Raw genomic sequence first — 12810 nt, forward strand, 5'->3', positions numbered from 1 at the left:
GGTTGCTCCTTTAAAAACTATAATTTATACCCGCGTAGTAGCGCCTACCTGAGTAACTTGAACTTAATAAACGCGCATCGCTATCATTACCTAAACGCGTAACAGTTTCCGATTTAGTTAAGTTAATAACAGAGGCTGTTAAACTTAAGCCATCAGATATATTAATGGCGGCATTTACATCAACTTGCTCATAAGGGTCTTGGTATACATTTAAACCACTATTTAAGCCAAGTACTGTTTCGCCGCGTTTATTATACGACGCGCGAAGAGTAAAGTACTCGCCTTCGTAATAAGCAGAGGTGTTGTACTGGTATTTAGCGCTTCCTATTAAAGGTGATTGGCCAAATTCTTCACCATTTACACTCACATCGGCTTTATTGGTTTTGTTATAGGTGTAATTAGCATAAAAGCCAAAACCACCTGCAAATGCATGTTGAATAAATACTTCAGCCCCTTTTGATACCGCATCGGTGCCATTGCCCACTGTGCTGTATGGTGCAACGGTAATTACATCGCTTTCTACTATATTTTCTTTGCCTGCAAAATCTTGCTGCATATCTATTACCAGCGGCACAACAAAGTTATCAACCTTTTTATGAAACAGCGCTAACCCCAATGCAGAGCCCTCGGCGTAATAATATTCAATAGATAAATCGGCCTGCACTGATTCAAAAGGTTTTAAATTTTTATTACCGCCACTGCCACTAAAGCCTGCAAGCTCGTTGAATGCCGATCTGTCTTCTGCCCATTCATTTGATACAAACGTAATACGCTGCTGCGAGCCTAAATCGCTGTAATCTGGTCGCGCCATCACTTTAGCAATAGCGCCTCTAATCACTAAATCGTCGGTGGCATCCCACGCTATGTTAAAGCTTGGTAGAATTTGTGTGTCGGTATTTTTTTGTGTAACCAACTGATAGTCTTCTACAAAACGCGCATCGCCAGTTACCGGCTCGCCTGTTTCATCATTGGTGTGATCAAGTTGATAAGTATATAAATCGGTAGAAGAGGTTAAGGTTTTAGTTTGTACTACGCGCACACCTAAATTACCTCTTACTTCACTAAATTCAAAATCGCCTTGAATATAAAACGCTGATATTTTTTCTTCAATATCGTATACAAAGTTATCTTCTATGCGGGTATAAGGCGTGTAGTTATCGGTTACTAAATCTCGGTATTTATCCCAATCTATGCTGGGCATTTGGTTTATATTAAACCCGCCAACTATATTGGTTTGATTAATAAACACATCCTCGGCAAGTGGCATACCGCCATTCCATTGGTAGCTATCAAATTGCGTTATACCTTGCTCACTCGCCTCACCTGCAGCAATATCAAAGTTAGGATCTAAAAAAAACGTATTCCCGGTCTCGCGGTGTAAGTTGGCATGGCGATATTTAGCCCCGGTTCTAATCGTTTTTAAAAATCCCCAATCAACATAAAAGTCAATGTCGGCTTGATAATAATCCTCTTCGAGTTCGCTGCGCACAAAGCTTGAATTTGACGAACCAGCATCACGCCCACCGCCTAAGCCACTTTGCAAGTTAGCTAATGTGTTGGGATCAATACTCAGCGATACATTATTTTCATTTAAAGACCACGCAGCGCTTTGCGATGCGTTTTGAATAACGGTTTCGTTTTCACCGGCGTTTGAGCTTTTATAAGCGGCTTCCCAGCTTTCTTCAGGGCCGCCCTCAGATTGAGTGTTACCAATAACAAAGCGGGCTTTAAAGCTATCGCCTTCATAGGTTAAATTAAAATCGATAGTATCGGAGGTAGACTCTTCTCGTACATAACTGCCACGCATCCACGGAAATTGCATATCGTTTTCAACACCGCTAGCACTGGCATTGTATTGCATACCCGTTGCAATAGTGCCTGTTTCATCCAAGTTTACTGCGGTTAAAAAATCAGGATTGAGTGACCACTCGGGGATATCAATGACTGATTCGGTTCGGTCTTGCCCGAGTGTAAAACCAAAGTAGTTAAACCCTAGCTCTAAGCGATTAGTTGGGCGCCATTGTGTACTAAATTGAATACCTTCACGCTCACGTTTTTCATTAAGCACAGAGCCACGTACAACTTGCGGAAACCACACGCCATCATAACGATTACCGCTGGCATCACTTATCGTATCCCACCCGTTATTGTTATCAACGGCATTACCATTAATAACAGTAGGTTGACCGTCACCAGTGTAACGCCATACATTTGCATCGGTGCTGCCTGTTAAAGTGCGATTAGTACGCTCTTGATAGGTATAACCCACTAATACGCCAAAGGTGTCGTCGTCATTTTTCCACGAATATAAGCCACTAAATTGCGGCTCGTACTCTTTTGTCACATCGGCGTAAGTAGATTCAACGTTAAATACACCTGAGTTTGCCTCCATGCTTAAAGGCTTGCGGCTATGCATTAATACTGTGCCGCCTACGCCGCCTTCATCTAAACGTGCTTCTGGCGATTTATACACTTCTACGCTTTCTATCATGGCAGAGGGTAGTAAAGTGTAGTCGAACGAGCGAGAAGGCTCCCCAGGTGATGAGGCTATAAAATTGCCATTAAGCTGAGTAAATGTGAGCTCAGATGATAAACCACGAATACTCACCGATGCCCCTTCTCCGCCATCGCGTTCAATAACAACGCCGGGGACACGCTGCAACGAATCCGCTACATTTTTATCAGGAAATTTGCCAATATCTTCGGCAGTAATTGCATCCACCACAGAGCCAGACATACGCTTAACATCTAAGTTCTCAGCCATGCTTGAACGTATACCCCGTACTTCAATTACTTCCATATTTTTTTTAAGCAGAGTTTTAGCGTTTTGTGAGGAAGCATCATCAGCTAAGCTAAATGGGCTTGAGGTAATAAGTGATGCGCAAAATAAAGATTTGTATACTTTAGATAAAGGATAATGACGTAGGCAATTAATCATTTTTTACAGCTATTCCATTTACATTGCTTAGGCTAAGCAAATCAGTGATCCATTAGCGTATTGCAGTACGTAATGGCAAATTGCTGCAAAGTTTACATGGCGAAACTTAATGTATTGTTAACGCCTGGCTTAATTTAGTCTCAACTGTGGTTAAAAAATGACTCACACCTTACTATTTAACTTTACTAGGGTTTATGCGCCCGTTTTTAAGCTATTTAATGCTAGCTAAAGTGGAAATAACCCCTTTTAATAAAAATATTACCCGCCGCTTTACTTCACCTGAACTCCGATTAAGAGACTTACTAACAAATTAAATTACAGTGATAGTTAAATTTATTTTCTCTAGCCAGAGGTAGGTTTATTACCCACAGTTCAAATTACTTAATATGTGCCGGTACGCATTCTTGTTAAAGCAAAAAACCGCTTTCGCGGTTTTATTTTATGCTTGTGTTTAAACGTATTTACTCAATCAGTTATTAGAGTTTAATTGGCTGGTAAATTGGCCCACCGCATTTACCACTTTTTGGGCTCCATCTTGAATTTCTGCCATAACCTCACCCGACTCTTTAGAAAGCGCTAAACCTTGCTCTGCTTTTTCTTTGCCTTGCTCAATAACCGCTACCGTACTTTGGGTTTGTGACTGATTACGCTGCACCACTTCCACAATTTCTTCTGTTGCTTTTGATGTTCTTGACGCTAAATGCCTTACTTCATCAGCAACCACAGCAAACCCGCGCCCTTGCTCTCCTGCACGCGCAGCCTCTATTGCAGCATTGAGTGCAAGTAAGTTGGTTTGCTCGGCAATACTACTTATGCTTTGTACTATGCTGGCTATTTGTTGAGATTGTTGATCCAGCGCCGAAATTTCGTTAGCTGCTTGCTCCATGTTTACAGCCAGCTCGTTCATAACAGATACGGTTTCTTGTAATACGCAGCTGCCACGCTCTGCGGTTTTATCTGTTTCTGTAGAGGTGCCATAGGCTATTTCGGCTGCTTGCGAAATAGCAATTTCACGGTTTACTTGCTCAGTAATTACGGTGGCAAATTTCATTACTTTATAAAGCTGATCCGCATCATTCGATATAGGGTTGTAGGTGGCTTCTAACCAAATTACATTGCCATATTTATCTATGCGTTTAAACCTGTCGGCAATAAATTGGCCTTGCCTAAGCTTGCTCCAAAACTGTTGGTATTCAGCCGAATTAGCTTCTTCGGTTTCACAAAACACCCGGTGATGCTGGCCAATTATTTCTGATTCATTGTACCCCATGGCTGACAAAAACTGATCGTTTGCCGTCAACACATGCCCCTGTAAATCAAATTCAATCACAGCCATAGAGCGATAAATCGCTTTTATTGTGTCGCTTTGTTCTCGAGAGGTTGTAATGGTTTTAGTAAGTACGGTGCCAAACACCGAAAAATACAATAACTGATTTTGCTCGCCCACCACAGGGTGCACAATTAATCTTAGCCACTCTGCATTGCCATCTTGGCGAACAAATTCAATAGCCCCACTCCAGTGGCCTTCTTTTTGGAATGCTTTTTCAAGTTCTGCGTATTCAGGTGATAGCCGCGACTGATCAGCAATAAAATCGCCTAGCTGATTATTTGTTAAATTATCTTCGTTATAACCTAATGCGTTTAAAAAGTTATCGTTAGCATGCGAAATTCGCCCATCATAAAGTACATTAAGTACCAGCATTTCTTTGTAAAGCCCTTCCCACACTTGCTCTAAAGGGTACAACTGGGCTTTTAAAGCGGCTATTTCGTTTTGCTTACCTTTTGAAAAAAACATTAACTTCCCTACCAAAAAACACTAAATCAAGTTACTTCCAGTATAGGAGGTATTAATGATAACGCGATAATTAATAAGTAGTTTAAGCTAATTTTTTGCTAAAATTGTAAGCATATGTTCCTTTTTATGTGCTCAGCCTTCACTTTCAACTAGGTTTACATACTTTTGTGCGAGCTGCTCAAGTGACTCCCTATTTAAAGGATCGCTTTTAATGCAATTAATGGGGCACACTATGACACACGTTGGTTTATCGTAATGCCCCACACATTCAGTGCACTTATCTGGGTCTATTTGATAAGTTTTTGACCCCATAAAAATCGCGCTGTTGGGGCACTCATCTACACATACATCGCAGTTAATGCATTTATTATTTATAAATAGTGCCATGCTAGCGCTTACTCACTTGCTACTTTTTTATAGGGGTTGCGGGTATCTTGGTGCTCATCTAAATTGCGCATTAATATTGCGTGCTCTAAATTAATGCTCTCATCTAATGAGATTTTTACAATATGCCCAGAGCCTTTGGCATCGGTAATACTTTCGCCCTTTTTGTTTTGCATATATTCAAGCTCAAAAGTAATGTTCCCTTGTGGTGTCATAAGCTCTAAAGAATGCCCAACGCAGAATTTATTTTTTACCTCTATTTCAACTAAACCATCAGCATGGCGCCCTATTACTTCCCCAACAAATTGCTGCTTAGTAGATACCGAGTGACCGTATTCGTAGTTTTGATAATCTTGATGGGCATGGCGCTTTAAAAAGCCTTCGGTGTAGCCTCTATGCGCTAAGTTCTCAAGTGTTTTAAATAAGTGAGTATCGAATGGTTTACCCGATGCCGCATCATCTATGGCTTTACGGTATACTTGCGTGGTGCGCGCTACGTAATAAAACGATTTAGTCCGCCCTTCTATTTTTAAACTATGAACGCCCATTTTTGTGAGATGTTCAACATATTGCACGGCGCGCAAATCTTTTGAGTTCATAATATAAGTGCCGTGTTCGTCCTCAAAGGCTGGCATGTACTCCCCTGGGCGCCCTTGCTCTTCAAGCATGTAAATATTATTTGTTGGCGCACCTTCACCCAGAGTTGGTATAACTTGGTTAGGGTCAATTTTATGCACCATGTCGCCCGTTTCGTTTTCAACGCCCGGTTTTACATCGTAATTCCAGCGGCAGGCATTCGTGCAGGTGCCTTGGTTTGGGTCGCGCTTGTTAATATAACCCGAGAGCAAACAGCGCCCTGAATACGCCATACATAACGCCCCATGCACAAACACCTCAAGCTCAGTATTTGGGCAAAGCGTGCGTATTTCCTTAATTTCTTCAAGCGAGAGCTCGCGCGATAAAATAACTCGCTCAATACCTTGTTTTGCCCAAAACTGAACACTTGCATAATTAACAGCATTTGCTTGCACCGATAGGTGAATAGGCATGGCTGGCCACTTTTCTCGTACCAGCATAATGAGCCCAGGATCTGACATAATCAGCGCATCGGGCCCCATAGCAATCACTGGTTCTATATCACGTAAATACGATTTAACCTTTGCGTTATGCGGAGCAATATTTGAGACCACATAAAACTTTTTATTTTGCGCATGGGCTTCATTAATCCCTATTTGTAATGTCTCTAAATCAAACTCATTATTACGTACCCGCAAACTGTAGCGAGGCTGGCCGGCGTAAACGGCATCGGCTCCATATGCAAAGGCGTAGCGCATGTTTTTTAAACTCCCCGCAGGGCATAACAGTTCGGGAATAAAAGAAGTTACAGAAGAAACAGCTGGCATATGCGCTCCGTACAGCTAACCGAGTACAAGTCAGTTACATGATTAATTAATTTACAAGCGCGGCATTATAAATGCGCCAAACAATGTGCTTTTGATCAAGATCATAAAACTGCAACCAAACTGGTTTTTAATAAAATTAGGTTTTTTCAATTAAAACGCGTATAATTCGCGCCCGTAAATATTCACACTTTTATTTAAAAATTATTGGAGCATAAAGATGGCTTTAGAGCGTACTTTCTCAATCGTAAAACCTGATGCAGTAGCAAAAAACCACATCGGCGCAATCTACAACCGTTTCGAAACTGCGGGTCTTAAAATCGTTGCAGCTAAAATGGTTCACCTTTCAAAAGAGAAAGCTGAAGGTTTCTACGCAGAGCACAGCGAGCGTCCTTTCTTCGGTGCTTTAGTATCTTTCATGACATCTGGTCCAGTAATGGTTACCGTTCTTGAAGGCGAAAACGCTGTTCTTAAAAACCGCGAAATCATGGGTGCTACTAACCCAGCTGAAGCACTAGCAGGTACTTTACGTGCAGACTACGCTGATAGCATCGACGAAAACGCTGTTCACGGTTCTGACGCTGTTGAATCTGCTGCTCGCGAAATCGCGTACTTCTTCGCTGACGAAGAGCTTTGCCCACGTACTCGTTAATTCGAGTTTTACAGTTAACGCTGTAATGCAAAGTAAGAAAAGGGCTTTCGAGCCCTTTTTTAGTCATTACGTAAAGTATCCTTAAGTGCATTTTTGATATTTTACTTAATGATTAAAGTGGGTGATTTGTGTACAATTCGCCCTTGTAAATTTTATCTCCACCGTCACCGATTGAGGTTGTTTCATGACCGAGCAAAAAAAGATTAACTTATTAGATTTAAACCGAGATGCAATGCGCGAGCTATTTGTATCATTCGGTGAAAAGCCATTTCGTGGCGACCAGGTGATGAAATGGATTTATCATTTTGGCGTTGATAACTTTGACGACATGAGCAACGTTAATAAAAAGCTTAAAGAAAAGCTTAAAAACGAATGCGAAATTGTTGCGCCAGAAATCTCTGTTCGCCAGCAAGCAAGCGACGGCACAATTAAGTACGCATTAGTGCTTGATGGCGGCCAAGAAGTTGAAGCTGTATGGATACCAGAAAAAGACCGCGCCACCTTGTGTGTATCTTCGCAAGTCGGTTGTGCCCTTGAGTGTACGTTTTGTTCAACTGCGCAACAAGGCTTTAACCGTAACCTTAAAGTGTCTGAAATTATTGGCCAAGTTTGGCGTGTAGCTAAAGACATAGGCCTTGATGGCAATAGCGAAAAACGCCCAGTTACCAACGTAGTAATGATGGGTATGGGCGAGCCTCTACTTAATATTAAAAACGTAGTGCCGGCAATGGAACTTATGATGGACGACTGGGGCTTTGGCTTATCTAAGCGCCGCGTAACCTTAAGTACCTCAGGGGTTGTACCTGCCCTTGATTTATTAAAAGAAAAAATAGACGTAGCACTTGCTATTTCTCTTCACGCACCCGATAACGCTCTACGTGACGTACTTGTACCAATTAATAAAAAGTACCCAATTGAAGAATTTTTAGCCGCGTGTCGTCGTTATATCGATGGCTCTAAAGCAAATAAAGACGTGACCATTGAATACGTTATGCTAAATGGCGTTAACGACAGCACCGACCAAGCACATGAGCTGGTTAAAACGCTTAAAGGTACACCTTCTAAAGTTAACCTTATTCCGTTTAACCCGTTCCCGGGTAACGAATACACGCGCTCTAGCAACAGCCGTATTGACCGTTTTTCTAAGGTTTTACAAGCTGCGGGGATTACGTGTATTGTTCGTCGTACTCGTGGTGACGATATTGACGCCGCCTGTGGGCAATTAGCCGGCGATGTTGTTGACCGTACTAAACGTATGGCGAAAAAGAAAATGCGCGACGATAACGCAATTAGCGTAAATATCCAGCAAGCATAAGCCTGTAACCACCCTGCGTATATTTCCTATGCAGGGTGGTTAAGTTGTTTATTTTTAAATAAATGATGCAACACTAAGGGTTTTAGGTAAGATAGGCGCTATGGATAGAAAAACAGAGACAAGGTAATGCGATCTTTACTTGCTTTAACACTTTCAACACTTGCCCTTACAGGATGCGTAAGTGAAAGTAGTTATAACGGCAGTGACAAACCCGTCGTCGAAAACAAAATCAATAATGCAGGCGCAGCACGCACTCGTATCGCCCTCGCTTTACAATACTTAGAAACTGGCAACAACTCGCAAGCAAAGTATAACCTTGAGCGAGCTATAGAATTTGCCCCAAACCTACCTGAAGTACATTACTCTCTTGCTTATTATTACCAACAAGTAGGCGAAAAAGAGCGTGCCGATAAAGCCTATCAAAAAGCATTAGCAATTAAGCCTGACGATCCGAACACGCTTAATAACTACGGTGTGTTTTTATGTAGTATTGAAGAGTATGACCGCGCGACCGATCAGTTTTTAAAAGCAATTGATATTCCAAGCTATATTCGCGTTGCCGAAAGCTACGAAAACCTTGCATTATGTGCCATAGAATTTAACGACTTTGAAAATGCTGAGAGTTACTTTAAACAAGCACTTAATCACAGCTCGCAACGTACATCGACCCTAATAAGCTTAGCCGCCCTTTTTTATGCTAAAAGCGATTTACATAAAGCCAGCGAAGTATTAAAGCGTCATGACGACACCGGCCGAGTGTCTGCACGTGCTTTATTGCTTGGTTATTTAATTAAGCAGCGCATGGGCAGAATAGAAGAAGCAGAAAAAATTGCCGCCACCATAATGCAAACTTACCCAACCAGTAAGCAAGCCTATGCTATTCGCGATAATCGTACTAAACAAACTGAGTTTGAAATACTGCGCGAAAAATACCGTAAAGCGCAGCTCGAAGAGCTTCAAGAGCAGTATGGCGAAGAGCAAATCAGTGTTGAGCAACCAAAAATTAAAATTATCCGAAAAAAGCGCCCAACTACCGATAATTCGACCAGCTTACTTTCTCCAGGGGTTGAGCCTTCAAGCCCAGTATTAAATGAGACGGCAAAAGCACAGGCAACCATTGCCGCAGCAAACAAACAAAAAACCGTAGCTGAGCAAAATGATGACGCTGCCACTTTCACGCCAGCGGCTCAACCAACGCAGGCTGAAGTAGTTACAACAACAAAAGCAGTAGTGCCAGCTGCGGCAGCGGCTCCAACCGTAACAAATACTGCCCAAGTAGCAACTACAACTACAACATCTGCGCCTGCAGAATCTAATACAGATACCGCAGCGGTGCTTTTGGCTTTAACAACGGATCACCAAGCGCAACAAACGTCTACTCCCACAGCTGAGCCGCCAAAAGCCGTCGCTAAACAAACACCCAAAGATGATGACGAAGTAAAAATAATTTCATTTGGTGCGCCAAAACAAGCTAACTTTAACACCCCACAAAATACACGCCCTGCTGCAAATGGCCCACAAAATACGGGCTTAAATAATTCGGTAGTATTTTATGAGGCTAAAAAAGACAGTGCGGTATTTAGTAATAACCCATACAGCGACAGTAACGACATTACACTAAAAAACTACCAACCAAGTGTAAAACAAGAGCCTCCCATGCTTAATCCAAAAGTACCCCCTTTAAAGGTGCCTTTTCATATTATTGAGTTTGGTGAAAACCTATTTAGCATTTCAGTGCGATACAATGTTAAACTACAAAAACTCCTGCAGTGGAATGGTCTAAAGGAGTCGGATCGTGTTATCAACGGAAGTAAAATTTATTTAAACGATCCTAATATTTATTACGAGATTAAAGCTGGCGATACCCTTTACGACATAGCTACCCAGCGGCATGTATTAATTGATGAATTAATGCGATGGAATAAATTAAGCCCAGATATAGAACTTACACCTGGGCACAGACTATTACTAGTGGATCCAAATTCGTACCTATTATGACAGAAGAAACTACGCAACAAAGCGATGAGCCAAGTGTTGGGCAACTATTAAAAGCGCACAGAGAGCAAGCGAATGTAAGCTTAGAGTCACTTACTGGCCCACTTAAGCTTTCTATTTCTCAGCTGCAACGCTTAGAAAGCGATCAGTACCAAACGTTAGGCCCTATTACCTTTGTAAAAGGCTACATTAAAAACTATTGCCGTGAACTACACGTCGATAGCGCCCCTATATTAGCTAAATTGCCTGCACCGCCCGAGCCTACAAAGCCGGCTAACATGCAAAGCTTTTCGCGCCGCACAGAAAAAGAAGCCCACGACAGCCGCCTAATGCTGGTGAGCTACATTATTTTAGCCATTGTTATTGGCTCATCTGCCTTATGGTTTTGGCAAAATGCTACGCCTATCGATGAGCAAACAAGCACTATCAATATTGAAAATTCAATTTTAGATAACCAGCAAAATAACAACGCGCTAAATAACGAAAGCGAGAACATCTCGCAAATGCAAGCAACACAGGCAGTTGAGCGCACACCGGCTGTAATGCCTATAAGCGCTGAACAAGTCCCCTTAAGTGATGCCGTTAATGCCACGGCGCCTATTGCCGCTAGCACCCAAACAGCCACTAACGAGCCCGACACGCAAAGTAACACCAGTACAATTAACATGGTGTTTAACGATGAGAGCTGGGTAGAAATACACGATGGCGAAGGTGAGCGCATAGCATTTGGCGTAAAAAAAGCAGGCTATAAAATGGCTGTAAGCGGCACCCCGCCTTTTTCAGTCGTGCTGGGTAAGCACGACGTAGTTAGTGTTTCTCTAAACGGCGAACCAGTTGATATTTCTGGTTATCCTAAAAATCGTTTAGCCAAATTTAAATTACCATTAGCAGAGTAGTCGCTATGTTTTCAGAATCTCCAATTAAACGCAGAAAATCAACCCGCATCAATGTAGGCAACGTGCCTATTGGTGACGGTGCCCCTATTGCCGTGCAGTCGATGACCAATACCGACACCATGGATATAGATGCCACGGTAGCGCAAATCCAAGCAATACAAGATGCCGGCGCCGATATAGTGCGTGTATCTGTACCAACTATGGATGCAGCAGAAGCGTTTAAAAGTATAAAAGAGCAAGTTAGTATACCGCTTGTAGCCGATATTCACTTTGATTACCGCATAGCGTTAAAAGTGGCAAAACACGGCGTAGATTGCCTACGTATAAACCCAGGAAATATAGGCAGTGAAGAGCGTATTAGAGCCGTTGTAGACTCAGCACGCGAGCATAATATTCCTATTCGTATTGGTGTAAATGGCGGCTCACTAGAGCGCGACCTACAAGAAAAATATGGCGAGCCAACTCCCGAGGCATTACTTGAATCAGCAATGCGCCATGTAGATATATTACGCCGCCTTGATTTTGACCAATTTAAAATATCGGTAAAAGCATCAGACGTATTTTTAGCTGTAGGCGCTTATCGCTTACTTGCTAAAGAAATAGATCAACCCCTGCATTTAGGGATCACCGAAGCCGGCGGCATGCGCTCAGGCTCGGTTAAATCGGCTGTAGGTTTAGGTATGTTACTTGCCGAAGGTATTGGCGATACGCTACGTGTATCACTTGCTGCCGACCCAGTTCAAGAAATCAAAGTAGGTTTTGATATTTTAAAATCGCTGCGTATACGCTCTCGCGGTATTAACTTTATTGCCTGCCCTAGCTGCTCACGTCAAGAGTTTGATGTAGTGAGCACCATGAACCAGCTTGAAGAGCGCCTAGAAGATGTTGTTGAGCCAATGTCTGTCTCAGTTATTGGCTGTGTAGTTAACGGCCCAGGCGAAGCCCTAGTTAGTGATATTGGTCTTGCCGGTGCAAACCGCCGCTCAGGTTTATACATTAATGGCGAGCGTCAAAAAGCGCGTATTGATAACAACAACATTGTTGACCAGCTTGAAGGTTACGTGCGCGACTTTATTGCTCAAAAAGAGCAGCAAACACCTATCGACATTAAAATAGTCGAATAAATACCGTATAAAGCGCCAAACGACCCCAAGATACAGAATTCAGCGTTTCACAGGCTCTTAATATCAAGGCGTTACTTTGCAAGAATGGCAATCAGTTTTAAAAAAGTAACAACGATGAGAGTAAGTGTCTGTGAACCGCCCAACGGGTTGGTTTTAAAGCGATTTATACTGCGTTATTGATTTTAACAATAGAACCACTATTACTTTCAATCAATGCCTTGCCTAAATCGCTTTTAATTCCAACGACGCTCGCATCATGGGGTCATTTGGGTATATAATGACGGGTCAATTTTTAGCATTCTTGTTGTGTA

9 protein-coding genes are annotated in these 12810 nt (G+C 42.3%); 5 read left to right on the forward strand and 4 right to left on the reverse strand.

Annotation, left to right across the window (positions count from 1 at the left end; genetic code table 11):
* Window positions 1–10: 10 nt before the first annotated feature.
* From EJ103_RS19260 to yegQ, 4 genes are all read right to left on the reverse strand, one after another.
* Entirely contained in the window at window positions 11–2938 is a 2928-nt protein-coding gene (locus tag EJ103_RS19260) for a TonB-dependent receptor (protein ID WP_126009473.1), read from the reverse strand.
* Between the two features lie 469 nt (window positions 2939–3407).
* Window positions 3408–4733 carry a PAS domain-containing methyl-accepting chemotaxis protein gene (locus EJ103_RS19265; RefSeq protein WP_004586999.1) on the reverse strand — a complete coding sequence of 442 codons (1326 nt, stop codon included), beginning with the start codon at window positions 4731–4733 and terminating at the stop codon, window positions 3408–3410.
* A gap of 132 nt (window positions 4734–4865) precedes the next feature.
* The gene (locus tag EJ103_RS19270; RefSeq protein ID WP_055255597.1) at window positions 4866–5120 is read right to left on the reverse strand and encodes a YfhL family 4Fe-4S dicluster ferredoxin; all 255 of its coding nucleotides are present in this window, start codon (window positions 5118–5120) and stop codon (window positions 4866–4868) included.
* Window positions 5121–5128: 8 nt separating this feature from the next.
* Window positions 5129–6520 (reverse strand): tRNA 5-hydroxyuridine modification protein YegQ, encoded by a 1392-nt coding sequence (gene yegQ / locus EJ103_RS19275; RefSeq protein ID WP_126009475.1) that lies wholly within the window; start codon window positions 6518–6520, stop codon window positions 5129–5131.
* 217 nt (window positions 6521–6737) lie between these two features.
* Here yegQ and ndk point away from each other — a divergent pair, with 217 nt between their 5' ends.
* From ndk to ispG, 5 genes are all read left to right on the forward strand, one after another.
* Window positions 6738–7169 (forward strand): nucleoside-diphosphate kinase, encoded by a 432-nt coding sequence (gene ndk, locus EJ103_RS19280; RefSeq protein ID WP_004586996.1) that lies wholly within the window; start codon window positions 6738–6740, stop codon window positions 7167–7169.
* A 184-nt stretch (window positions 7170–7353) separates the two neighbouring features.
* A complete protein-coding gene (locus EJ103_RS19285) occupies window positions 7354–8484 on the forward strand; it encodes a bifunctional tRNA (adenosine(37)-C2)-methyltransferase TrmG/ribosomal RNA large subunit methyltransferase RlmN (protein ID WP_004586995.1) in 1131 nt (376 codons plus the stop codon).
* A gap of 126 nt (window positions 8485–8610) precedes the next feature.
* Window positions 8611–10482, forward strand: coding sequence for a type IV pilus biogenesis/stability protein PilW (gene pilW / locus EJ103_RS19290; protein WP_126009477.1), 1872 nt, complete (start codon window positions 8611–8613; stop codon window positions 10480–10482).
* On the forward strand, window positions 10479–11375 hold the full coding sequence (locus EJ103_RS19295; RefSeq protein ID WP_126009479.1) for a RodZ domain-containing protein: 897 nt from the start codon (window positions 10479–10481) through the stop codon (window positions 11373–11375). The genes pilW and EJ103_RS19295 overlap by 4 nt, the downstream gene beginning before the upstream one ends.
* 5 nt (window positions 11376–11380) lie before the next feature.
* Window positions 11381–12499, forward strand: coding sequence for a flavodoxin-dependent (E)-4-hydroxy-3-methylbut-2-enyl-diphosphate synthase (gene ispG / locus EJ103_RS19300; RefSeq protein WP_126009481.1), 1119 nt, complete (start codon window positions 11381–11383; stop codon window positions 12497–12499).
* The last annotated feature ends 311 nt before the right edge of the window (window positions 12500–12810 follow it).

The sequence above is a fragment of the Pseudoalteromonas sp. Xi13 genome, from assembly GCF_003952205.1.
In the GTDB taxonomy this organism is placed as follows: domain Bacteria; phylum Pseudomonadota; class Gammaproteobacteria; order Enterobacterales; family Alteromonadaceae; genus Pseudoalteromonas; species Pseudoalteromonas atlantica.